Raw genomic sequence first — 23,248 nt, forward strand, 5'->3', positions numbered from 1 at the left:
CTAATTTCTTCCTTCAGCGTTTCGTGCGTGAGTAAGAAAAAATTTGTAGATCTTGAAGCATCAAAGAGTGCATTAGAATTAAAGTATGACCAATTAAGTTCGGATAATTCAAAATGTGAAGATGATAAGGAGAAAATTAAAACTCAATTAGAGAACATGAAAGCGCAGATGCAAATTTCTGAAGCTCAGTTCCAATCAGATTTAAATGTTAAAGATGAAAAGTTGAGGATCATTTCAGAGGAACTTGAATTCAACAAAAAGACAAGTACGAATTTATTAGATAGACTTTCTGATTTATCAGTTGTTAATAAAGCAGGAGCTGAAAGTATCAAGCAATCTCTTGAATCTTTAAACCAACAAAGTAAGTACATCCAGAACCTTTCTCAAGATGCTAAGAGAAAAGATTCTTTAAATCTTGCTTTAGTGATGAATTTGAAGCGTTCTTTAGCTGATGTAAACGATTCTGATATCCAAGTTGATGTTAAGAAAGGTGTTGTATTTATCTCTATTTCTGATAAATTACTTTTCCAATCAGGAAGCGCTACAGTTAACAATGCAGCGAAGAATGTACTAGCGAAAGTTGCTAAAGTTGTTAATGATCACAATAGCTTCGATATCATCGTAGAAGGACACACGGATGATAAGTTATTAAAAGAAACGGCTTCATTCAAAGACAACTGGGAATTAAGTGTGGAAAGAGCAACTTCTGTTGTTAGAATCCTACAAAAAGATTACAATGTAGATCCTTCTAGAATGACAGCTGGAGGTAGAGGACAGTACTTACCTAAAGCAGATAATGAAACATCTGAAGGTAGATCTATGAATAGAAGAACAGAAATTATTGTTACTCCTAGATTAGATGAATTCTTCCAATTAATGGCTGAGCCAGGAGCTGGAAAATAAATAGGAATTAATAAAAAATATAAAGGCGATGTTTCGAAATGGAACATCGCCTTTTTTTGTTTAGTAAGCTGTCATTGAAAACTTGCTATAAGTGGTTCATCGACGCAAGAGTACTGAAGATTTGTTCTGAAAATATGATTAATGATTTAAGTCCCAATTTATTGGTTGAACATAAAAATCATATATTTAAGAAACACATTATTGCAATCGTAATCTTATCCAATGATCTATTCGAAAGAAAGTCCTATAACAACTAACTCTAACGACTATTTTTCTACTTCTTTGATTGTAGACTTTTATTTTTTTTTAGGTCAATTTTTTAAATCAAGAATAGATTATAATAAGTATATGATGCAGCATTCCTTACTTACGGTTGTTTTTTCATTGGCACTAAGTCTATCTTCACAATGCCTGCTTAGCGCACAAGATATACCAAGTTTGATTGCTGAAAGTATTGACAATCAGTCATTCGATCCGACTAGCTTAATGTGGTACCAGAAACCTGCAGAAGTTTGGGAAGATGCCTTGCCAGTAGGAAATGGTCGAATAGGAGCGATGGTTTTTGGAGGAGTTAGTGAAGAGCGAATCCAACTAAATGAGGAAACATATTGGTCTGGTGGACCTTATAATACGGTGGTCAAAGGAGGTTACAAAAAACTCCCTGAGATTCAAAAACTGATCTTTGATGGAAAACCTATCGAAGCTCATAAGCTTTTTGGGAGGCACCTGATGGGTTATCCAGTAGAGCAGCAAAAATATCAGTCCCTTGCAAATCTTCACCTCTTTTTTCATAAAGAAGCAAAGCAGAAAAATTACAAACGATGGTTGGATCTAGCTAGCGGAATTAGCGGTGTGGAATATACAATAGATGGCGTTACTTATCTAAGGGAAGTATTTTCATCTGCGGTAGACCAAACCATAGTGGTTCGATTATCAGCTAGCAAACCTGGAATGATCAATTTCGATACCCAATTACGAGGTGTTAGAAATAGCACACATTCGAATTATGCCACAGACTATTTCAGGATGGATGGCGCTGGAGAAAATGAATTAGTTCTAACTGGGAAGTCTGCGGATTACATGGGTATCGAAGGGAAACTAAGATACGAGGCGCGAGTGAGAGTAGAAACCGACGGAGGAGTACTGCTTCGTAATGATGCTAAGATTACGGTTAAGAATGCCACTTCGGTGACGATCTACTTTGTTGCAGCTACGAATTTTGTCAATTACAAGGATGTAAGTGGTAACGAAAAAATGCGTGTTCAGGAAGTGCTGAAAAAATTGAAAGATAAAAAATACTTAGCCATTAGGGAAGACGCTATAAATGATCACAAGGAGTTTTTTGATAGAGTAATACTTGATTTACCTGAAACGAAGACGTCGTTTCTTCCTACAGATGAAAGAATGGCGAGTATCGATTCCGTACCCGATCCACAAATGGCAGCTCTGTCCTATCAATTCGGGAGATATTTGCTAATTGCTTCCAGTCGTCCAGGTACCCAGCCAACGAACTTGCAAGGAATATGGAATAAGGATATGAATCCGCCTTGGGATTCAAAGTATACGACCAATATTAATACCGAAATGAATTATTGGGCAGTTGAATCTGCTAATCTGTCGGAACTCTCTGAACCACTTATTAAGATGATCGAGGAACTCACCGATCAAGGAAGCCAAGTTGCAAAGGAACATTATGGCGCTTTTGGTTGGGTTTTTCATCAGAATACTGACCTTTGGAGAGTTGCAGCGCCAATGGATGGGCCGACGTGGGGAACATTTACCGTGGGTGGAGCATGGTTGGTTACTCATATATGGGAGCACTATCTCTACACCCAAGATGAAGATTTCCTAGCAAAAGCATATCCTATCATCAAAGGGTCCGTCGACTTCTTTATGGATTTCCTTGTGGAGCATCCGAATGGAGAGTGGTTAGTGACGAATCCATCTAACTCTCCTGAGAATCCACCTAAAGGGCCTGGATATGAATATTTCTATGACGAAGTAACAGGAATGTACTATTTCACCACCATTACTTACGGTGCAACGATGGATATGCAGATCTTAAAGGATTTATTTACCTACTACACGGAAGCAGCATCTATCCTCGGAAAAGATACCGCATATGCTTCTCAGGTGTTAGCAGTGAAGGCAAGGTTAGCGCCTTCTCAAGTAGGAAAGGATGGAAGTCTACAGGAATGGTCCGATGATTTAGGTCAATTAGAAGATAAGCACAGGCATTTTTCTCATATGTATGGATTATATCCAGGAAATGTGCTTTCAGCAAACCGTACGCCCGAATTTATAGATCCAATTAAGGCGGTCTTGGAACAAAGAGGTGATGGCGGAACTGGATTTTCGCGAGCCTGGAAAATGGCGCTTTGGGCGAGATTGTATGATGGAGAAAGAGCAAACTCAATCTATAAAGGCTATCTCAAAGAGCAATGTTATATGTCTCTTTTTGCGAAGTGTTTTAAACCATTACAAGTGGATGGATCTCTTGGCTTAACGGCTGCAATATCTGAAATGTTGGTGCAATCTCATGAAGGAGTGGTTCACTTACTTCCAGCGTTGCCAGATGAATGGTTATCAGGTTCCTTTCGTGGAGTTCAAGCACGGGGTGGCTTTGAAGTGGATATGGCATGGACGAATGGAAGCATCACTGAGGTTAACCTTTTATCAAAAGCAGGAAAACCTATTCGAATGAAGACTGAAGGAAATTTGAAAGTAATGAGTAATGGTAAGCAGGTTGCTCACGAAATCCTGAATGATGGATCGATAGGATTTACTACTGTTCGTGGGCAGGTCTATACATTGACCATTAAATAACTAGAACAGTCTGGTTTCCATAGAAGTTTGTGGAGCTAACATAAAAATATGGATGTAAGAAAATGATATTATCTTAAACTCTTTTTATGAATGGCTTTTTGTCATTGGAACTAAATTAAATAACATCTTTGTTTTATAAGTAAATCAGAAATATGGAAATGGAAACAATATTTATCTCGGTCTCGGAGCTTAAAGTAATGACAGCAATGCATTTACTAAAAGAAGCAGGTATTACTGCTCATCATATTAATAAAATGGATTCAGCGCATGCTAATATATTCGGAGAAATTCAGATCATTGTCCATAAAGAAGATGAGGATAAAGCAAGAGTGATATTACAAGAAGCTGAGATTATTTGATGCTTGATCGCGAGTTAGTGATTTAACTTATCATCCGAAATCCAATGATATTAAAATCATTGATGAAATAACTCAGTGATAATGAATTATTCCGCTATGCTAAAAAAAAGTGTTGTGTGCGTTAACCTGAAATGATAAAGCTATATCCTAACTCCCGTAAAATCACATTCTGAAACAATAATAGTTGCGGCTTTCTTTTGGAATGATACCGTTAGCGTATTACCATCTAAAGATGCCGTTCCATCTATTCCAGTTCCTAAAGTAACATTTCCATCAACTTCTAAATTACAACCTTTGATGTCTACTACAAGTACTTCTCCTTGAAATTCAATCTCTACGGTGTCATCATTTAATTTAGAAACCACCACTAAGTCATCTTCCTCCGAAATTAGCCCTAAAGAGCATTCTGTATCTCCCATATATGTTCCGACAAAATCTTCAGCTGGACACTGTACATCTTTTTTACAAGAGGTGGTCGCTAAAATGGTCATTAAGACCAATGCTAGAATTCGCATAAATGTTGTGTTTTAGTTTATATACTGCAAAGATAACACATAAAGATGTACAAAAGTTTGATCTTGAGATATTAACATATACAGATAATTTTTAATGTGAGAATTTAAATTTGATATTATTTTTAGTGATAAAGATTTGTTTTGAATTGTTGCTGTATTCCGTATTAAATTTGGTATTTCGTGTAATTAATTATTTATATTTTTTGATGATTTTTTTAGATTTTAACAATTCTTGGATGTAGGTAATATGGAATTTTTGCAGGATATCTACTATAACTAATATATCAAGAGCAAAACATATTTTTCTTTTATCTTCGCGCAGATTTAGAAATTAAGAAAAATGAGGCAGAATTTGATCAGTCCTGGAGCAACGGAACTTCAGTACGAAATTAGAGAAATTGTAAAGAAAGCGGAAAAGCTGGAGAAATTGGGAATGAAAATTTTCCAAGAAAATATAGGAGATCCTATTGCTAAGAATCACAAGATGCCTCAGTGGATTAAGGATATCTTGAAAGGCCTCATGGATCAGGATGAAACTTACGGCTATTGTCATTCTAAAGGTGTGCTGGAAACACGTGAATACTTAGCGAGCAAAACGAATGCAAGAAAAGGAGCCCAGATAACAGCCGAAGACATTATCTTTTTTAACGGGCTGGGAGATGCAATTTCTAAAGTCTACCAATTTCTACTACCGACTTCTCGTGTCATCGGTCCTTCGCCTGCATATTCTACGCATTCATCAGCAGAAGCTGCGCATGCTAATCACCAACCAGTTACCTATTTCTTAGACCCAGATAATGGTTGGTTGCCTGATTTGGAGGATTTGTATCTGAAAGTGAAGTATAATCCAAATATCGTAGGAATTCTAATTATTAATCCGGACAATCCGACTGGTATGGTTTATCCGGAAGATATTCTGGAGCGAATGATAGGTATCGCACGAGAGTTCGATTTGTTTATTCTTGCTGATGAAATTTATCTGAATATCCTATATAATGGGGCTGAAACTAAGAGTATCGCTGAATTAATCGGAGATGTTCCTGCTATTTCTATGAAAGGAATTTCGAAGGAAATACCATGGCCAGGTTCCAGGTGCGGCTGGACAGAGTTCTATAATAGAGATAAAGATCCAGCATTTAGTCGCTTGTGCAAGGCACTTGAAGATGCTAAAATGATAGAAGTTTGTTCTACAAAGTTACCTCAGATGGCTATTCCTATGATTATGGAGCATCCTAATTATAAAGCATACAGAAAGGATGTTAATCAAAGAATCGGCGAGCGTAGCAAGATTATTTCTGGCCTGTTAAGCAACATTGATGGAATAAGGTTTAATCCTACGTTTGGTGCTTTTTATAATACCATCATTTTCGAAGACAACGTCTTGAATCGGAATCAGAAAATGAAGATAAAAGATGAAAAAGTTCAATCATTACTAGATAGCTGGATTGATGAATCGATGTCCTTAGACAAGCGGTTCGTGTATTATTTACTTGCAGCGAAAGGTATTTGTGTTGTTCCTGTATCTAGTTTTTGTTCAGAATTGCTAGGATTCAGAGTGACCTTATTAGAGGAAAACGAAGAAACTCTACGCTACATTTTTAAGGAAATCAAAGAAGGAATAGAAGAATACTTGAATAGTTAGTCTTCTTCTATTTCAGGAATTTCTTCGACCTTACTTTCATTAAGTCGCTTCATGTAGTAGTACGTTTCCGTTTGAGATCGAATAGCGAGGTCATCATTATCGGACTTGTAATTGTTGTTTTTCTCATAATGAATAAGTCGAGCTTTCACATTGTCCGAAAGTTGAATACGAACCAGATCTAGTAGCGTTTCTCTTATTTTTTCATCATAGATAGGAACGACAGTTTCTATTCTATGATCTAGATTTCGCACCATCCAGTCTGCAGAAGAAATGTAAATGTCTCTTTTCCCTTTATTAAAGAAAATTAAGATTCTTGCATGCTCTAAAAACCGATCTACGATACTTATGGCCTCGATATTTTCACTCAAGCCTGGAATGCCTGGCTGCAAGGAACAAATTCCTCTGATTATGAGCTTTATTTTTACACCAGCAGAAGAAGCCTTATATAACTCGTCGATCATCATTGGATCCTGAAGACTATTCAATTTCAAAAAGATAAGCGCTTCATGACCGTTTTTCGCATTTTTAACTTCATTTCTTATCAGCTGAATAAGCTTTTCCTTCATTCCGAACTTACCAACTAAAAGGTGTTCGAAATCATGTGATGGTTTCTTTTGTGTTTCTAAGAAAGAAAATAATCGCGTAACCTCATTTGTGATCCTTGGGTCCTTGGTAAATATTCCCACATCAGAATATATCTTAGCTGTGTCTTCATGGAAGTTTCCAGTGCTCATATAAGCATAAATATTAGGCTTGGAATCCTCGATTCTTCGAACGATCGCCATCTTAGCATGCACCTTAATTCCCGGAATACTATAATATACATTCACTCCTGCATTCTCCAGGGTCTCACCCCATTTTAGATTGGCTTCTTCATCAAATCTTGCTTTCACTTCTATAAATGCACTAACATGCTTACCTAAGCGAATTGCTTCTAGCAAGGCATTCATTATTCTTGAAATCTTAGCGACTCGATACTGGACAATTTTTATGTGTGTTACATTCGGATCTTTTGCTGCTTGTTCGAAAAAGTTGACTACCGCCTCGTATGATTGATACGGGACATGCAATAAATGATCATTTGCTGTAATAGCTTCGAATATATCATTGCCTTCTAGCTCAGCATAAGGCAAAGGTGGAAAAGCAATATTAGTTAAGTGCTTGTTCCCGAAATCTGGAAATTTGAAAAAATCAAAATTATTGTGGTAACGTCCTTCTGGCAACAAATCAAACTCACCTAAGTCGAATACTTTTATCAAATATTTCAAGAATGGCTTATCCATTTCTCGGTCATAGACTAATCTAGATGCAGGTCCTACCTGGCGTTTATTCAATGAGTGCTTGATTTTCGCAATTAAGTCTCCTGAATACTCATCATCTATATATAATTCAGCGTCTCTGGTTAATTTTATCGAATAAGTGTCAATGATATCAAATCCAGGAAAAATCCACTTAACGCAATGCCTAACTATATCATCTAATAAAATAAGATCGTGAAATTGTTCTTCTGACGAAGGCAGGATGATAAATCGATCCAATTGGTCAGATGGTATTTTTACGATCGCATAATTAACTTTATCATTCGCTTTGTCTCTAAGGTGGATAGCCAAGTACAATGAGGCATTATTCAGAAATGGTTTGATCTTATCTTCTACAAGGAGAACAGGTTGTACGAATGGCAAAAGGTATTGATTGAAATATTCTTCTACAAACACTTTCTGCTCCTCATTAAGATCTAGTCTTCTTAGAACCCTAATGCCATTTTGTTCTAATTCAGGAATAAATTGAGTTTCAAAGATGTTGCTAATTTCTTCCTGTTGTCTATTTACTTTCTTTAGAATCTCTTTCAATATATTTTCAGGAGCAAACTCAAGTTCTTTCTTGGTCTTTTTACTTGCCCGCATTATATTTCGATGATTCGCAACCCTAACCCTGAAAAATTCATCCAAGTTAGAAGAATAGATGGCCATAAACTTAACCCTTTCCAAAAGTGGAAGCGACTTATCTTTTGCTTCTTGTAATACTCTATAATTAAAATCCAACCAAGTCAGGTCTCTATGTATATAATTATCTAATTCTTCCTCTTTCATAATGATGAAAATAAGTTTGGTTGTTCTTTAATAAGCCTTGGCCCTCGATGTTCAATATATTGAATATTTTCTAATTCTCCCGCCAAGTATTCAGCGATTTCCGGAGTTTTTAGATTTTCTGGCTCGTGCAGCATAAAGTAAACCTCCTTTATTCCTTTTTCTGCCCATAACTCAAAACGTGTTACCCATGCCTTAATACGCTCAAAATCAGTTTTATGTAAACCATTTCCTACCCACCTTACAAATGCCTTATCGTTCGTATTTGCCATATGCATCAGATCTCTTCTTCCTGAAACATCAGTAAGGCATGGAGAAGCGTTGTACTTCGATAGCAATTCTAGATATTCATGGAAATGATCTCGATTCTGATGAAGTTCTTCATCCCGAACTTCTACAGCTAGACTCATTTCTTCTGGCCATGCTGCCAAATACTTCTCTAAGTAGGGGAGGCTGCTGTACTTAAAGTAATTAGGCAATTGAATAAAACATTGACCTAGTTTATCACCCAGTTTCGAAAGCTGTACAATAAAGTTATTCACTAATTCTTTATTGGTGAGCATATCATGACGATGAGAAATCGCTTGTAAAATCTTAGGACAAAACTTGAAATCTTCAGCGGAATCATTGACCCATGTTTCGATCGTCGCATCACTTGGTGTTCTATAATGAGTGCCATTTAGTTCAATGGAATTAAACTGGCTAGAATACTGACGGAGAAAATCTGATTTCTTTGTTTTTTCAGAATACAAGCTACCTTTCCATGCTGGATTGATCCAAGAGGTCGCTCCTGTATAAATTTTCATAGATACAGGATCACTTGGCGTTACATTAAAGAATTCATTGTCTTCTGGTAATGTGAAATCTACATGATCGATATGGTCTAATTTCCCAAACTTCATTCACTAGTATATTCTAAAATTAGCACCTATTACCGCCCATCTTCCGGGCATCGGAACTAGATTAGTTTCTTTATAATCGGCATCTAGTACATTATTCACATCAAGAAATACCTTGAACTTATTAAACTTTTTGTCTATTCTTAGATCTAGTAATTGATAATCGTCAAGGTTTACTCTATCATAATATCTATAGGTTACATTGACATAAAAGTACTTCGCATTAAAACTTCCAAGGTATGCAAATTGATGTTTTAGATTTTCAAGCAAGTACCTAGATTCGAAAGCATCATTATCTTCTACTTTCGCATCAATGTAAGTATAGGTCAATCTCTGATAACCCAAAACAGGTACACCAGTAATATAACCCAAGTTACTACTTATGATGGCTTCGAAACCATTAACTGGGACTCTATTCAGATTAATAGGCGTCCACTTTGGGGACATAATGGTGTCTCGTGTCCAATCGATCATATCACTACCGATTCTTTTGAACGCTGCAACCTGAATATTGCCGGTTCGACCTAATTTTTTGATTCCTATTTCGTAGGTCAATGCGGTTTCAGGTTTTAAATCAGGATTTCCTTCATTGACAGGATCCACATAGAAACGATCGGTGTAAGATGGCACTCTGTAAGTTGTACCAGCATTAGCATAGACCATGAAATTCCGACTCAAATTGTACGAAGCATCAGCGCCGTAGAAAAATTTCGGTCCAAAGTCGCTATAATATTGGAAGGAAACACCCGGAGTAAAAGTAAAGTCGCCATACTCAAGTCGTTGTTCGAGGTAAGCACTGGCTAGATTTCTACTATTTTCGCCCAGATTGCTGCTTTCTAAGTGCTCTCTACGAATTTCAACACCAATTCCAGTAATCCCGAATTCGCTTAGATAGGAAGTATTTAACTCCGCTCCTATATTATTTCCAATATGTAGATTTCTATAAATACTAGGATTAGATCGGATGAAAATATACTCATCTTGATTTCGTCTCCAGTAAATTTTAGGTTTTATAATCCAGGATCCGCTTAAGATTTTACTTTGTAAGCCGATGATGCTGGTCTGGATTTCTTCATATTGATCTCTTGATGCTGGGCTAGAATAGAATCCATTCGCACCAAATTCTCTTTCAGTATATGCAGCAAGTAGAGATGTTTCAGCACCGAATAAGGCAAATTGGTTCTGATACATGAAATTGGTGATATCATAATCTGTGTTATATCGATAACCTTCACTGACATTACGGTTTAAGGAAAGATATTGATTGTTTTTCTTACCAGGTAAAGTCATTTCTACGCCCAATCCTAATAATTGATTTTGGCCTGCAGAAACGTTCACAGATCCTTTTAATTCATCTGGTGTTTTAGTAATAATGTTGACCACACCTGCGAAAGCGTTCTGACCGTATATTCTAGCAGCTGGTCCTTTTATAATTTCGATTCTTTCGATGTTTTCAGGAGAAATAGGCAAGTTCATGATATGATGTCCCGTCTGGGGATCTGTCATTTTTAACCCATTGATCAAAATCAATGTTTGCTCGAAACCGCCTCCTCTGATACCAATATCTGATTGCACACCATGTGGTCCACGTTGTCTTATATCAACTCCTGTGGCGTATTGAAGTATTCCAGCAACATCTCTAGCTGGGAACTTAGCAATCTCTTCAGCTCTAATAATTTCTAGACTTCTGGATGCTTCTGAGAATGGAAGTGAAATCCGATCGGCATACAACATCACATCATCTAGGAGTAAAGAAGTATCAATGTCTTGACTAAATAGTTGGAATGGGATTATTAAAAGTAGTATAAATTTCTTCATTTTATAGGTAATAATTTGTGCAAAATTAACCGAATAGTTCAATAAGTTTATATTTGCAATTCATAAATACAAAATCATGACTAGATTACAAATCGCTGCTGGGAATTGGAAAATGAATAAAACATTTGAAGATGCCATGCAATTATCAAGAGCTTTAGCAAATGCAACAAGAGATGAGAATGTGCTGACCATTATGGCAACACCCTCTATATATTTAAAAATGATCGTGGATCAAGTGTTACATGTTCCAGGTCTAGAAGTGGCTGCACAGAATTGTCACGAAAAAGAATCAGGAGCTTATACAGGCGAGATTTCAGCGCCGATGCTAGAATCTATTGGTGTAAAATATGTTATCATTGGGCATTCTGAAAGAAGAGAATACTTCGCAGAAAGCAATGAAGTTCTAGCAAGAAAAGTCGATATCGCACTTGCAAATAATTTAATTCCTATATTTTGCTGTGGAGAATCTCTAGAAATTAGAAAAAGTGGCAAGCACTTAAGCTACGTTGCTAATCAATTAAAAGAAAGTTTATATCATCTTTCAGCTGAAGAATTATCTAAAGTAATTGTTGCATATGAACCAATATGGGCCATCGGAACAGGAGAAACTGCAAGCCCTGAACAAGCTCAAGAAATGCACGAATACTTAAGAAACGCTCTTGCTGAACAATATTCAGAAGATATAGCAAACGGGATTTCTATCCTTTATGGAGGAAGTGTGAAACCTGCAAATGCACAAATTATCTTTTCTCAGAAAGATGTAGATGGCGGTTTAGTAGGAGGAGCTTCTTTAAAAGCTGAAGATTTTGTTCAGATTATAAATGCATTCTAGAAACCGTAGATAAATTTCTTTTTATTATCAACTCATAAGCAGAGAATAAAAGGAAACTAAAAACAATATTACTAATAAGGTGCCCACTTAAGAATGGTATTCCAGCTGTATAAGCAGCAGCAAGACCAGCCCCAGTTTTAGGGTACATCATTCCAGATGCCCAAGTACCGAAATTAGTAATTAAGAAAAATAAGATAGAAGAGAAAACTGCACTTCCTAATAAACGGGGTGCAGTTACTTTTTTAAGTAATCCCATTCCTATCAATACAATAGCTGCTGTTCCTACGTAAGTATATAGCATAAAGCTCGAAAAGAAAATTATTCCTTCTTGATCTGGGAAAAACGAACGATAAAGTGTGTTGTTAAGTACAAAGTCAGTTGCGTATAAGGTCAATAGAGGAACTAAAAAAGCAAAAAATTTCTTATGATAGTAAGCTCCACCGATGAGCGCCATTCCTGCAATGGGCGTGAAATTATAACCGTGCGGGATAAATCTAGCAGCAGCTGATAATATAATTAGTAAGGTTAGTGCAAATATATTTCTGTTCACGTTAAGTATTTTTATCTTGCAAAACTAATAAAAATAAAAGGTTAAATGAAAAATTTAATATTTGTAGTGTTATTTATTGTCCCTCTTTTGTCCATAGGGCAAGACTGCTACTGGCAGCAAGAGGTTGATTATAAAATGGATATAGATTTTGATGTAGACAAACATCAATTCAAAGGTAAACAAGTGTTGAAATACACGAATAATTCTCCTGATACTTTAGACAAAGTATTCTACCATCTATATTTTAATGCTTTCCAGCCAGGAAGTATGATGGATGAACGATCTAGAACAATTCAAGATCCTGATCCTAGAGTAGGAGAGCGCATTGCAGCATTGACAGAAAGTGAAATTGGTTTCCAAAAAGTAAATAGTCTTAAGCAAGATGGGAAATCACTGGACTATGTAGTAGAAGGAACAATTCTAGAAGTAAAGCTGGATAAAGCGATATTACCTGGAGCAAGTACTGTTTTTGAAATGGATTTTTTAGGTCAAGTTCCACTTCAGATTAGACGATCAGGAAGAGACAATAAGGAAGGAGTAGATTATTCTATGACTCAATGGTATCCTAAGTTAGCGGAATATGATTTTATGGGTTGGAGTGCTAATCCTTATATAGGCCGAGAGTTTCACGGTGTTTGGGGAGATTTCGAAGTGAATATAAAGATGGATTCTAAATATAAAATGGGAGCCACCGGAATGTTACAGAATGCGGATAAGATTGGATTTGGTTTTCAAGGAGAAAACGTCGAGCAACCAAAATTAAAGAAGAAAGTGACTTGGAATTGGAAAGCAGACAATGTAATTGATTTCGCATGGGTGGCAGATCGTGATTTTACGCACATATCTAAGAAAGCACATGATGGAACAATGATGAACTTTATATTCCAACCAGGTGAAGAAACGACTGAAAAGTGGGAGATGCTTCCTGAAATCATGGATGAAGCTCTTAAATTCATGAATGCAAATTATGGAAAATACCAGTTTCCACAGTACACTTTTATTCAAGGTGGCGATGGAGGAATGGAATATCCGATGATTACCTTAATTACAGGTGAAAGAAGTTTAGGAAGTCTAGTTGGTGTTTGTATTCATGAATGGATGCATAGTTGGTATCAATTTACACTTGCGACAAATGAAAGTTTGTATTCTTGGATGGATGAAGGTTTTACTAGTTTCGCTTCGGCAGAAATTATGAATCACTTAGCTACGAAAGGTTTAATACCAGGAGCTAGAGTACGAGATAATGTTCATGCTGGAAGTACAATGGGTTATGCCATGTTTTCACAGTCAGGAATGGAAGAAGCATTGAGCACACATTCAGACCATTATAATACGAATACAGCTTACGGCCGTGGCTCTTATACAAAAGGTAGTGTATTTTTAAGTCAATTAGAATATATTATCGGAGAAAAGCCTTTTAGAAAAGGACTTCTGAGATATTATGATACTTGGAAATTTAAGCACCCGACACCTAATGATATCATTAGAATAATGGAAAAGGAATCGGGAATAGAGCTTGATTGGTATAAAGAATACTTTGTATATACGACAAAATTCATTGATTATGGAATCGTGGATGTAATCGAAAGCAATGGTGGCTCTAAAATTTCTTTAGAAAGAGTAGGGGAAATGCCTATGCCGGTGGAAGTGCTTATCAAGAAAAAAGATGGATCGTCTGAGTTACATTATATTCCAATGAGGATAATGAGAGGTGACAAAGATTTCGGTGATCAAAAATTTGTTCAGCAGAAAGACTGGCCTTGGACACATAGGTCTTACGAGTTTATGTCTAAAGTGAAAGCTTCAGATATAGAATCGATTAGAATAGACCCTTCTTTAAGAATGGCTGATGTGGTTATGGATAACAATGAATGGATGCCTAAATAAATTAGAATTTCTGAATACAGAAAATTCTAGTTTACAAATTCGATCTTACTTAGAGGTATTAAGCCTTTGAGGAAGATCGAATTTTTTATTTGTAGCAAGTTCTATTTCCTGTTATGGAGCTTGGCTAGTTTTTTTCCTTCAATTTTTGAGCTTCTATTCTTGATCATTCATTGCAAGCATTGGTAAATTTCACCCATGCGGGTGAGGAGATGACCTCAGATTTCCAGTAGTTTTGGGATATGTCAACATTATTTACAGACCCCGATGCCTTACTAGATCATCAACCTCAAGATGATACAGTGGGTGCAGCATATGGCGAATTTTCCGATGACGGGTATTCTATTATGCCACCTGAAAATCAATTTTCAACTCAACCACTTGAAACAGGTGGTAAACTAGATGAAAAGGCTATTCCCGAAAATACAGACTCAGACAAAGAGGAAACTGGGACATGGACCACGCCTCGAGAACGTGAAGAAATTAGCACAAAATCAGCTGCTACGATCAAGTTGCACCAAATTAAAGTTCATATTAATTATTTACTTGATCTATGGGAGAAAAGTGGTGATATTTCTAAAAAACCAGAAAGTTTAGATGACTTAGTGAATCTAACCAGCGATTGTGATGAAATGATGAAAATCATTAATGAAGGAGATTCGGATAATGAAAAACTTTACTCATCAGAAGTACAAGTGCTAAATGAGATCTCTGGAAATATTGAAACTTCATATGGAGATGCTATTGGATTAATAATAGGTCAGTCTCAAAAAGCGGCAAAGAATATTGGAAATATTCCGGATTTGAGTGGAGTAGATGGAAGTTTGAAAGAGTTAATCAGACAAAATTTTGGTGATAAAAACCAAGAAGAGCTCGACAATATTATGTACTCTTTAGAAGGTAGTAAAGAATACCATAGAATAGTAGGCGCACTAAAAAAAGCAGCATGGAATGTAGTTGGTGAAGTAGGTGGCGTAATATGGGCTGAAGGTTTGAAAAAATTAGAGGATTTTTTGAGTAAAGCTTTGGAAGAGTTTAAATCGCACGGTGAATATTTGATTTCATTTGTTTCGGGGCTTATAGATGTTTTTGGTATAGATGAGTCCGATTCAGTAGATGGGATGAGGAAAACATTTGACTTAATAGATACGATAGTAGGAAATCCATTTTCCAAAGCACTTGTTCCATTGTGGACAGCCTATCGCCCGGCAATCAATTTTTGCCTCGATGGAATCGATATGATCAAGAAACAACGAGACGAAAGTTTAAAAGACTTAGGTATTGCACAAGGACTTATCCAGCATGTGAAAAAGAATAATCAGAACAAAATAAGATCTGGAATGACACTTGGTCTGCCTGGGATCAGCGTACAAGGAAAATTAGATTTGCTTTTATTTATGATGGATATGCATGCGATGCCAGCTCAAGATGCTTTCAAAGTTCCAGTAAAAGCAGATGTTAAAACCTTTTTTGAAAACAATCAAGATCTTATTAATGCTGGGGGGAAAGAAAGAATAGGAACTAATTATAATAATCCACTAAATCCATTTGATAATGAAATTGCTGATATTGCAAGTAACGTATATGTAAACAGAGGTGACATATGGGTAATGTTATATGGGACGATGCTAACACCACCTCGGCGCTAGAAAATAAGCAACTTGTTTTTAACTTATACAAATCATAGACTAGGTTTCAGGAATATGAAAAAAGGCCATCTGAAATTCAGATAGCCTTTTAATATTTTGTTGATACAGATTATTAATCCTTGATAAAAGGATAATCTTCTTGTACGTAATTATCGTCATAAAGTGCTGAAGGATCTGGATAATCGGATTCTTCTGCAAATTGGATAGCATGTGCAACTTCCGCTTTTATTTTAGCTTTAATTGCGTCTATTTCATCTTGAGAAGCAATTTTATTGTCTAGTATCTTTGCTTCAGTCATTTTAACAGGATCCTTTTCTTTATAAGAATTCAATTCGTCCTTTGTTCTATATTTTGCTGGATCTGAAACAGAGTGACCTTTGTATCTGTAAGTCTTAATTTCTAAGAAGTACGGTCCTTTTCCAGAACGGATATGTTTAGCAGCTTTTTCAAGTGCTTCGTGTACTGCTTCAGGACTCATTCCATCAACTTGCTCACTTGGCATATTAAAAGCATCACCTATTTTATAAAGTTCAGCAACATTAGATGTTCTAGAAACAGACGTTCCCATTGCATAACCATTGTTTTCACAGATGTATAATACAGGAAGCTGCCATGACATCGCCATGTTAAATGATTCATATAATGCACCTTGTCTTGCTGCACCGTCACCGAACATAGTTACACATAACCCACCAGTTTCTCTATATTTTTCAGCAAATCCAATTCCAGTTCCAATTGGAATCTGAGCACCGACAATACCGTTTCCTCCGAAATAGTAATGTTCTTTAGAGAAAAAGTGCATTGATCCACCTTTTCCTTTTACGCAACCTGTTTCTTTTCCATATAATTCAGCCATACAAGAATCAGCGGATAAACCTCTAGATAAGGCGATACCATGTTGTCTGTAAGCTGTTACGATTGGATCTTCTTGTTTGATAGCGGTTACTAATCCTGCTGCTATTGCTTCTTGACCAATGTAGACATGACAGAAACCTCTAATTTTCTGTTTTCCATAAGCCTGTAGAGTAGCTTCTTCGAATCTTCTTATTCTTAACATGGTTTCATACCAAGTCAAATAAGTCTCTTTACTGTACTTTGAAGATTTTTTCTTTGTATTCTTTTTCTCTATTACTTCTGCCATAATTTAAATTTATAAAGGTGAAGATAATATATTATTTTCTGAACCTCTATTATTATAATAACCTATTGGTATTTTTGTTTGTTGTATTTTTGATTTTTAGTCATTTAATTCCTATTTCTTGCATATTAAAAACTTAAAACTCACCAATTTTAAAAATTATAAGAGTGAGTCTTTCCATTTTAACTCCAAATATAACGCTGTTGTTGGTTTTAATGGTATGGGTAAGACAAACTTGCTGGATGCAGTTTACTTTACTTGCATGACTAAGTCCAATTTTACCAGCCAAGATAGGAATCTTGTTTTAATGGGAGAAGATTTCTTACGAACTGATGCTTTAATATCAGATTCGAAGATAGTTTGCAAATATGAAAAAGGAAAGAAAAAAGTATTTGAGATAAATAAAAAGGCATATACTAAGCTATCTGATCATATTGGGAAGTTTCCTGTAGTTTTTATCGCTCCGAATGATCAGAATTTATTGTTAGAGGGAAGTATAGAAAGGAGAAAATTATTAGACAATACAATTTCTCAATTAGATCAAAAGTATTTGTTATCTTTAATAAGATACAATACGTTGTTAAATCAGCGAAACGCATATTTGAAATTGGTTGCAAAATCTGGTGGTTATAATCAAGAGATGGCATTGACCTATACCCAGCAAATGCTAGAACCTTGTCAATATATTTTTACGAAACGTTCAGATTTTATAAGAGAGTTTTCTGATTCTTTTGCCAAGAAATACGGTGTGATTTCTAACGGACAGGAAGTTGCTTCGTGTAATTATAAGTCACAGTTAGTTGATGGAGACTTTTTAGAATTGACAAAAGAAAATATTCAGAAGGATAGAATTCTGAATAGAACAAGTATAGGAATTCATAAAGATGATCTTGTATTTAAAATGGATGATAAAGCTGTTAAGTATTTTGCTTCTCAAGGACAGACGAAGTCATTCGTGTTAAGTATAAAGTTAGCGCAGTATGAAATCATTGCTCAAGTAAAAAATGTCAAACCGATCTTACTTTTGGATGATTTGTTTGATAAATTAGATCATAGGAGAGTGCAGCACTTAATAAGTTTGCTGGAAAGTGAAAAGGTGGAACAAGTATTTATTAGTGATACGGATCCAGATAGAATAATAAATATCCTAGAGGAAATGAATGTTGAATACAATAAAATTGTTATAAATAATGGATCACAACAAGATGAGAAAGATGCAGGTGAAGAAGAATGATATGCCTATAAAGGATATTCTTAGTAATTTTATAAAGCAGAATAAAATCACACCAGGTTATTATAATGCAAAGGTTCAGCAGATATGGGAAGCGAAAATGGGACCTAGCGTTAATAAGCACACTAGAAGTGTCATACTTTCTAAAGATCAACTTTACATTAAGGTTGATTCCGCCCCGTTAAAAAATGAGTTCATGCTTAGCAAAGATAAGATCATTGCATTGCTGAACAAGGAATTAGGATCAGAGATTATCAAGAAGATATTTATTAATTAGGAGTTGGTTTTTATCAAGTTATTCTAACCATTCAGCTCTGCAATCCTCGCCAGCACACTAATCCCTTCTCGGCTTACAGATCTAAATGGATCTGTACGCCCGAACTTGATAATGTATAAGAATAGTGATTGTACTTCTAGAAGTTGATAATGATAAAAATTAAAGGACATCCTAATGAAGGGATTGCAGAGCCGATGGGTATGAAATTGTATAAAAAATGGACCTTTAAGCCCGTAATGATTGTATGCTTATATCTGGAAAATTTTAAGATGTAGATAATTCAAATCGAGATGATATCAAATACAATCTGTAGGGACTGATGAGCCATTTTTATTCTATTCAGCTCTGCAATCCTCGCTAGCGCACTAATCCCTTCTCGGCTTACAGATCTTGGATGGATCTGTACGCCCGAACGTGGTCATGCTAGAGAATAGTGATTGTGCTTCTAGAAGTTGATATTGATGAAAATTAAAGAACATCCTAATGAAGGGATTGCAGAGCCGATGGGTATGAAATAGTATAAAAATGGACCTTTAAGCCCGTAATGATTGTATGCTTATATCTGGAAAATTTTAAGATGTAGATAATTCAAATCGAGATGATATCAATGACAATATGTAGGGACTGATGAGCCATTTTTATGATCGAACGCTCTTCAAAAAAAACATTCATAGCATCACTTTATGTGATACCATGAGTTTTTTTCTACGCGCCCATCCATTTAGCTCTGCAATCCTCGCCAGCGTACTAATCCCTTCTCGGCTTACAGATCTTTCTTAATGGATCTGTACGCCCGAACGTGGTCATGCTAGAGAATAGTGATTGTGCTACTAGTAGTTGATATTGATGAAAATTAAAGAACATCCTAATGAAGGGATTGCAGAGCCGATGGGTATGAAATTGTATAAAAAATGGACCTTTAAGCCCGTAATGATTGTATGCTTATATCTGGAAAATTTTAAGATGTAGATAATTCAAATCGAGATGATATCAATAACAATCTGTAGGGACTGATGAGCCATTTTTATTCCATTTAGCTCTGCAATCCTCGCTAGCGCACTAATCCATTCTCGGCTTACAGATCTAAATGGATCTGTACGCCCGAATATGGTCATGCTAGAGAATAGTGATTGTACTTCTAGAAGTTGATAATGATAAAAATTAAAGGACATCCTAATGAAGGGATTGCAGAGCCGATAGGTATGAAATTGTATGAAAAATGGACCTTTAAGCCCGTAATGAATGTATACTTGTTTCTGGAAATTTTAAGATGTAGATAATTCAAATCGAGATGATATCAATGACAATATGTAGGGACTGATGAGCCATTTTTATTCCATTCAGCTCTGCAATCCTCGCTAGCGCACAAAGCATTTCTCGGCTTACAGATCTAAATGGATCTGTACGCCCGAACGTGGTCATGCTAGAGAATAGTGATTGTGCTTCTAGAAGTTGATATTGATGAAAATTAAAGAACATCCTAATGAAGGGATTGCAGAGCCGATGGGTATGAAATAGTATAAAAATGGACCTTTAAGCCCGTAATGATTGTATGCTTATATCTGGAAAATTTTAAGATGAAGATAATTCAAATCGAGATGATATCAAATACAATCTGTAGGGACTGATGAGCCATTTTTATGATCGAACGCTCTTCAAAAAAAACATTCATAGCATCACTTTATGTGATACCATGAGTTTTTTTCTACGCGCCCATCCATTCAGCTCTGCAATCCTCGCCAGCACAATAACCTTTTCTCGGCTTACAGATCTAAATGGATCTGTACTGTAGATAATACTATGAAATTTTTCTACCTCATCAATCAACAGCATAAAAAAAGAGCTGCACAAATTACATGTGCAGCTCTCGTATCCTTTCTACCCAAGGCTTAACTTAAGCCTTAGAATTATTCATTTTCTTTGATTTCTTAATTTTCTTTTTGCCCTTTGTTTTTTGTGCAAGCTCAACAGCTTTCTCCAAATTCACAATTCCTCCAGTTTGACTCAAATCAGAAAAATTAACCATCTCATCACTTCCTGGCTTTCTTACCTTAATATTCTGAGGTACGGAACTCTTCATAATGATCTCTTTAACTTGAGATGCAGATAATTCAGGAAAATATGATCTAAGAACTGCAGCAACTCCTGCTACAACTGGTGAAGCCATACTGGTTCCTTGTGCATTTTGATATTCGTTATTAGGTGTCGTTGAATAAATTGCCATTCCTGGTGCAAATACATCAACTTCACTCTTTCCATAGTTACTAAAGGGTGCTGCAAGGTTTTCACCTGTTTGCCAATTTAATGCTCCTACCTCTAACCAGTTATCCGCTTCTTTCTTACCGAATAGTTTTTTCTTCTCGTAGGTGTTGTTCGGGAAATTATCAGTAATATCATTGTTCTGCGAGCTATTTCCAGCTGCATGAACCAATAAAACATCATTTTTTCTAGCGTAACGAACTGCATCATCTACGACACTTTTATCCCAGCTATATCCTTTTCCGAAACTCATGTTGATAATAGACGCTCCATTGTCAACTGCATATCTGATCGCATTCGCAACATCTTTATCTCTTTCATCTCCATCTGGAACTGTTCTTACAGACATGATTCTAACATTGTCAGCAATACCATTAATACCGATGTCATTGTTTCTAGAAGCTGCAACAATACCTGCAACGTGAGTTCCGTGAAACGCATCTGGGCCTTCTACATCATTATTGCCATAAAACTGTTCCCTTTGATCAGCGTAATTATCACCTACTATTTTTCTTGAATCAAAATCAGTATTGTAAGCAAAGTCCATTTGATTTTTATAATGGTCTTTAGCAGCTTTTAATTGAGTATTAATTTCATCTTCAATAGGAGAGAAATTTTCAAGTGTGTCACCAGAAACAATAAAATTCTCAGAGATGCTTTTCCCAATCATTACAGATTGATCTACTGATTCTATAGCTCTTATATTTTCAATTGTAATTGCTTTACCTTTTAATTCAGATTTTAAAGCGTTAATGGCTCCTATCAACAAGGTTTCATTTTCAAGAATCTTGTTGTAGTTGTTTTCAGCTGAAGCTTTTTTACTTTCTACTTCTTCCTTGAACTCAAGAAACAATTTATACTCTTCTTTTTGCTTTTTGTTTAGTTTTTCAGGATCCGCATCATCGTATCTGTACTTATATTTTTTGTACATTCTAGTTACTTCGTAAGTATCAGGACCTACATTTACACCATTCGCACCACCTATAAAATTCCAGCCGTGAATATCATCGATGTATCCGTTTTTATCGTCATCGATACCGTTATCTGGAATTTCATTTTCATTAACCCATACGATATCCTTAAGATCTTCATGCTCAACGTCTACACCTGAGTCGATGATTGCAACGATAACCGTTTGTGAAGGCTTATCTTTTAATACGGTTTCATAAGTTTTATCAGTAGCAATACCTGGAACAACACTAGAGGTTGGATCCATATGAAACCAATCGGTAGAAGGTTGGCCTTGTCCTACAAGATTTTGAGTGATTAAGATCAGTGCAAATAGCTTAATAAATTTCATTGTTTCTCTTTAATAATGATTTTGAAAAAAAATAATCCGCAAATGTATCATTTTCTTAATACAAAAATAATATATGTTACATTTGGATTGTTTTTTGATAAGTTTTATAATAATATACTTGTGAACGAGTTAAGTAAATAATTTGTTCCCATTTTAATATTTTGATAACAAAACAATTTTTTTGAAAGTCTTTAACATTCTGTTTTTTCTATTTCTTTTTATAGGCCAATTTCAAAGCAAATTGAGCGCCCAAACTTCTTACTTCGAAGCTGGAGGTGGTATAGGACTATCCAATTATAATGGAGATATGTCTTCCGATAATGTAGGAGTGATCCTAGGAACTTCTAGAGCTTCAGCCGTTGGATTTATCAGATATAATTTGAATCCATATTTGAATTTCAAATTAGGATTAACTTATGCTAGCCTTGGAGCTGATGATGCAACGTCTCAATCTGAAGGTATTAAAAATAGAAATTTATCATTTTATACGAACTTATATGAAATTGCTCTGACAGGGGAAATTAATATTTTCAAATATGAACCTTTAGATGATGGGAGTTTATTCACGCTTTATGCAATGGGCGGTATAGGTGGTTTTTATTTTAACCCAATTGCTGAGTTAGATGGTCAAAAATATGAATTACAAAAGTTAGGAACGGAAGGACAAGGATTAGCGGAATATCCAGATAGAGATTTTTATTCATTATATCAGTTAGCTGTACCTTTCGGTGGTGGTCTAAAATTTAAAATAAATGAATCGTTTAATTTTAATACTGAGCTATCATGGCGGTTAACTTTTACTGACTATATCGATGACTTAAGTACTACCTATCCTGATTATAACGTATTACTAGAAAATAGAGGCGAAGTGGCAGCTCAGTTGTCCCATAGAGCAATGGAGGAAACTATTGGTGAATTGAATGGTAGAAGAAGAGGAAATCCTGATATACGAGATTATTATTTTACGCTCCATATCGGAATTTCATATAATCTGGTAGATTTCGGTTCATCCAACAATTATAGAAGTAGAAATCGGAAATCGAATACTTCAAAGTGTCCGAAGTTTTAAACTATCCTTA

The 23,248-nt window shown here is 35.7% G+C and carries 22 protein-coding genes; 13 read left to right on the forward strand and 9 right to left on the reverse strand.

All coding sequences use genetic code 11. The features are described 5' to 3' along the window. Nucleotides 1-27 precede the first annotated feature (27 nt). The 3 genes from L2586_RS24670 (at nt 28) to L2586_RS11885 (ending at nt 4,088) form a co-directional block, all read left to right on the forward strand. Entirely contained in the window at nt 28-903 is an 876-nt protein-coding gene (locus L2586_RS24670) for an OmpA/MotB family protein (RefSeq protein WP_235293119.1), read from the forward strand. A gap of 222 nt (nt 904-1,125) precedes the next feature. Further along, the gene (locus L2586_RS11880) at nt 1,126-3,729 is read left to right on the forward strand and encodes a glycoside hydrolase family 95 protein (protein WP_235293120.1); all 2,604 of its coding nucleotides are present in this window, start codon (nt 1,126-1,128) and stop codon (nt 3,727-3,729) included. 158 nt (nt 3,730-3,887) lie between these two features. Further along, nucleotides 3,888-4,088: a putative signal transducing protein gene (locus tag L2586_RS11885; RefSeq protein ID WP_235293121.1), complete on the forward strand. Its 201-nt coding sequence runs from the start codon at nt 3,888-3,890 to the stop codon at nt 4,086-4,088. Nucleotides 4,089-4,228: 140 nt separating this feature from the next. On the opposite strand, the gene L2586_RS11890 is transcribed toward L2586_RS11885, so the two are convergent. After that, nucleotides 4,229-4,603, reverse strand: a complete 375-nt coding sequence (locus tag L2586_RS11890; protein ID WP_235293122.1) for a hypothetical protein — start codon at nt 4,601-4,603, stop codon at nt 4,229-4,231. Nucleotides 4,604-4,943: 340 nt separating this feature from the next. Between L2586_RS11890 and L2586_RS11895 the strand changes: the two genes are divergently transcribed. Then, nucleotides 4,944-6,245 carry a pyridoxal phosphate-dependent aminotransferase gene (locus L2586_RS11895; RefSeq protein WP_235293123.1) on the forward strand — a complete coding sequence of 434 codons (1,302 nt, stop codon included), beginning with the start codon at nt 4,944-4,946 and terminating at the stop codon, nt 6,243-6,245. On the opposite strand, the gene ppk1 is transcribed toward L2586_RS11895, so the two are convergent. Genes ppk1 through L2586_RS11910 form a run of 3 tightly spaced genes read right to left on the reverse strand, consistent with a single transcriptional unit; the run spans nt 6,242 to nt 11,049 of the window. Next, on the reverse strand, nt 6,242-8,335 hold the full coding sequence (gene ppk1 / locus L2586_RS11900) for a polyphosphate kinase 1 (protein WP_235293124.1): 2,094 nt from the start codon (nt 8,333-8,335) through the stop codon (nt 6,242-6,244). The genes L2586_RS11895 and ppk1 overlap by 4 nt on opposite strands. Continuing rightward, a complete protein-coding gene (locus L2586_RS11905) occupies nt 8,332-9,234 on the reverse strand; it encodes a DUF72 domain-containing protein (protein ID WP_235293125.1) in 903 nt (300 codons plus the stop codon). The genes ppk1 and L2586_RS11905 overlap by 4 nt, the downstream gene beginning before the upstream one ends. 3 nt (nt 9,235-9,237) lie before the next feature. Further along, complete coding sequence (locus L2586_RS11910; protein ID WP_235293126.1) at nt 9,238-11,049, reverse strand: TonB-dependent receptor plug domain-containing protein; 1,812 nt, start codon at nt 11,047-11,049, stop codon at nt 9,238-9,240. A 76-nt stretch (nt 11,050-11,125) separates the two neighbouring features. Between L2586_RS11910 and tpiA the strand changes: the two genes are divergently transcribed. Further along, nucleotides 11,126-11,881 carry a triose-phosphate isomerase gene (gene tpiA / locus L2586_RS11915; protein WP_235293127.1) on the forward strand — a complete coding sequence of 252 codons (756 nt, stop codon included), beginning with the start codon at nt 11,126-11,128 and terminating at the stop codon, nt 11,879-11,881. Here tpiA and L2586_RS11920 read toward each other — a convergent pair. Next, complete coding sequence (locus L2586_RS11920) at nt 11,865-12,431, reverse strand: DUF6580 family putative transport protein (protein ID WP_235293128.1); 567 nt, start codon at nt 12,429-12,431, stop codon at nt 11,865-11,867. The two genes, tpiA and L2586_RS11920, sit on opposite strands and share 17 nt — an antisense overlap. Before the next feature lie 45 nt (nt 12,432-12,476). On the opposite strand from L2586_RS11920, the gene L2586_RS11925 reads away from it, so the two are divergent. Both L2586_RS11925 and L2586_RS11930 read left to right on the forward strand, forming a co-directional pair. Continuing rightward, entirely contained in the window at nt 12,477-14,318 is a 1,842-nt protein-coding gene (locus L2586_RS11925) for a M1 family metallopeptidase (protein WP_235293129.1), read from the forward strand. A 239-nt stretch (nt 14,319-14,557) separates the two neighbouring features. Further along, a complete protein-coding gene (locus L2586_RS11930) occupies nt 14,558-15,964 on the forward strand; it encodes a hypothetical protein (RefSeq protein WP_235293130.1) in 1,407 nt (468 codons plus the stop codon). Nucleotides 15,965-16,076: 112 nt separating this feature from the next. On the opposite strand, the gene pdhA is transcribed toward L2586_RS11930, so the two are convergent. Next, nucleotides 16,077-17,105: a pyruvate dehydrogenase (acetyl-transferring) E1 component subunit alpha gene (gene pdhA / locus L2586_RS11935; RefSeq protein WP_235293131.1), complete on the reverse strand. Its 1,029-nt coding sequence runs from the start codon at nt 17,103-17,105 to the stop codon at nt 16,077-16,079. Nucleotides 17,106-17,223: 118 nt separating this feature from the next. Here pdhA and recF point away from each other — a divergent pair, with 118 nt between their 5' ends. The 4 genes from recF (at nt 17,224) to L2586_RS24460 (ending at nt 19,579) form a co-directional block, all read left to right on the forward strand. Continuing rightward, nucleotides 17,224-18,336 carry a DNA replication/repair protein RecF gene (gene recF, locus L2586_RS11940; protein WP_235293132.1) on the forward strand — a complete coding sequence of 371 codons (1,113 nt, stop codon included), beginning with the start codon at nt 17,224-17,226 and terminating at the stop codon, nt 18,334-18,336. Further along, complete coding sequence (locus L2586_RS11945) at nt 18,293-18,610, forward strand: DUF721 domain-containing protein (protein ID WP_235293133.1); 318 nt, start codon at nt 18,293-18,295, stop codon at nt 18,608-18,610. The genes recF and L2586_RS11945 overlap by 44 nt, the downstream gene beginning before the upstream one ends. A gap of 149 nt (nt 18,611-18,759) precedes the next feature. Then, nucleotides 18,760-18,885, forward strand: coding sequence for a hypothetical protein (locus L2586_RS24455; protein WP_262914149.1), 126 nt, complete (start codon nt 18,760-18,762; stop codon nt 18,883-18,885). A gap of 571 nt (nt 18,886-19,456) precedes the next feature. Next, nucleotides 19,457-19,579, forward strand: coding sequence for a hypothetical protein (locus L2586_RS24460; protein ID WP_262914150.1), 123 nt, complete (start codon nt 19,457-19,459; stop codon nt 19,577-19,579). A gap of 5 nt (nt 19,580-19,584) precedes the next feature. On the opposite strand, the gene L2586_RS11950 is transcribed toward L2586_RS24460, so the two are convergent. Next, a complete protein-coding gene (locus tag L2586_RS11950; RefSeq protein WP_235293134.1) occupies nt 19,585-19,725 on the reverse strand; it encodes a hypothetical protein in 141 nt (46 codons plus the stop codon). A gap of 36 nt (nt 19,726-19,761) precedes the next feature. On the opposite strand from L2586_RS11950, the gene L2586_RS24465 reads away from it, so the two are divergent. After that, the gene (locus L2586_RS24465; protein WP_262914151.1) at nt 19,762-19,890 is read left to right on the forward strand and encodes a hypothetical protein; all 129 of its coding nucleotides are present in this window, start codon (nt 19,762-19,764) and stop codon (nt 19,888-19,890) included. A 1-nt stretch (nt 19,891) separates the two neighbouring features. On the opposite strand, the gene L2586_RS11955 is transcribed toward L2586_RS24465, so the two are convergent. Both L2586_RS11955 and L2586_RS11960 read right to left on the reverse strand, forming a co-directional pair. Further along, nucleotides 19,892-20,089, reverse strand: a complete 198-nt coding sequence (locus tag L2586_RS11955) for a hypothetical protein (RefSeq protein ID WP_235293135.1) — start codon at nt 20,087-20,089, stop codon at nt 19,892-19,894. Between the two features lie 415 nt (nt 20,090-20,504). Further along, nucleotides 20,505-22,169, reverse strand: coding sequence for a S8 family peptidase (locus L2586_RS11960; protein WP_235293136.1), 1,665 nt, complete (start codon nt 22,167-22,169; stop codon nt 20,505-20,507). Nucleotides 22,170-22,350: 181 nt separating this feature from the next. Here L2586_RS11960 and L2586_RS11965 point away from each other — a divergent pair, with 181 nt between their 5' ends. Continuing rightward, nucleotides 22,351-23,238: a DUF6089 family protein gene (locus L2586_RS11965; protein ID WP_235293137.1), complete on the forward strand. Its 888-nt coding sequence runs from the start codon at nt 22,351-22,353 to the stop codon at nt 23,236-23,238. The last annotated feature ends 10 nt before the right edge of the window (nt 23,239-23,248 follow it).

The organism is Portibacter lacus, assembly GCF_021533215.1.
GTDB classification, from domain to species: Bacteria; Bacteroidota; Bacteroidia; order Chitinophagales; family Saprospiraceae; genus Portibacter; species Portibacter lacus.

Excerpts from the sequence above, each read along its gene's own strand:
- L2586_RS11950 (WP_235293134.1), bottom strand. The coding sequence starts at position 19,725 with ATGACCATATTCGGGCGTACAGATCCATTTAGATCTGTAAGCCGAGAA.
- L2586_RS11885 (WP_235293121.1), top strand. The coding sequence starts at position 3,888 with ATGGAAACAATATTTATCTCGGTCTCGGAGCTTAAAGTAATGACAGCA.
- L2586_RS11960 (WP_235293136.1), bottom strand. The coding sequence starts at position 22,169 with ATGAAATTTATTAAGCTATTTGCACTGATCTTAATCACTCAAAATCTT.
- L2586_RS11895 (WP_235293123.1), top strand. The coding sequence starts at position 4,944 with ATGAGGCAGAATTTGATCAGTCCTGGAGCAACGGAACTTCAGTACGAA.
- L2586_RS24465 (WP_262914151.1), top strand. The coding sequence starts at position 19,762 with ATGATAAAAATTAAAGGACATCCTAATGAAGGGATTGCAGAGCCGATA.
- tpiA (WP_235293127.1), top strand. The coding sequence starts at position 11,126 with ATGACTAGATTACAAATCGCTGCTGGGAATTGGAAAATGAATAAAACA.
- L2586_RS11945 (WP_235293133.1), top strand. The coding sequence starts at position 18,293 with ATGGATCACAACAAGATGAGAAAGATGCAGGTGAAGAAGAATGATATG.
- L2586_RS11910 (WP_235293126.1), bottom strand. The coding sequence starts at position 11,049 with ATGAAGAAATTTATACTACTTTTAATAATCCCATTCCAACTATTTAGT.
- L2586_RS11880 (WP_235293120.1), top strand. The coding sequence starts at position 1,126 with ATGATCTATTCGAAAGAAAGTCCTATAACAACTAACTCTAACGACTAT.
- L2586_RS11925 (WP_235293129.1), top strand. The coding sequence starts at position 12,477 with ATGAAAAATTTAATATTTGTAGTGTTATTTATTGTCCCTCTTTTGTCC.
- pdhA (WP_235293131.1), bottom strand. The coding sequence starts at position 17,105 with ATGGCAGAAGTAATAGAGAAAAAGAATACAAAGAAAAAATCTTCAAAG.
- L2586_RS11955 (WP_235293135.1), bottom strand. The coding sequence starts at position 20,089 with ATGTTCTTTAATTTTCATCAATATCAACTTCTAGAAGCACAATCACTA.
- L2586_RS24460 (WP_262914150.1), top strand. The coding sequence starts at position 19,457 with ATGAAAATTAAAGAACATCCTAATGAAGGGATTGCAGAGCCGATGGGT.
- L2586_RS11890 (WP_235293122.1), bottom strand. The coding sequence starts at position 4,603 with ATGCGAATTCTAGCATTGGTCTTAATGACCATTTTAGCGACCACCTCT.
- L2586_RS11930 (WP_235293130.1), top strand. The coding sequence starts at position 14,558 with ATGTCAACATTATTTACAGACCCCGATGCCTTACTAGATCATCAACCT.
- ppk1 (WP_235293124.1), bottom strand. The coding sequence starts at position 8,335 with ATGAAAGAGGAAGAATTAGATAATTATATACATAGAGACCTGACTTGG.
- L2586_RS24455 (WP_262914149.1), top strand. The coding sequence starts at position 18,760 with ATGATAAAAATTAAAGGACATCCTAATGAAGGGATTGCAGAGCCGATG.
- L2586_RS11905 (WP_235293125.1), bottom strand. The coding sequence starts at position 9,234 with ATGAAGTTTGGGAAATTAGACCATATCGATCATGTAGATTTCACATTA.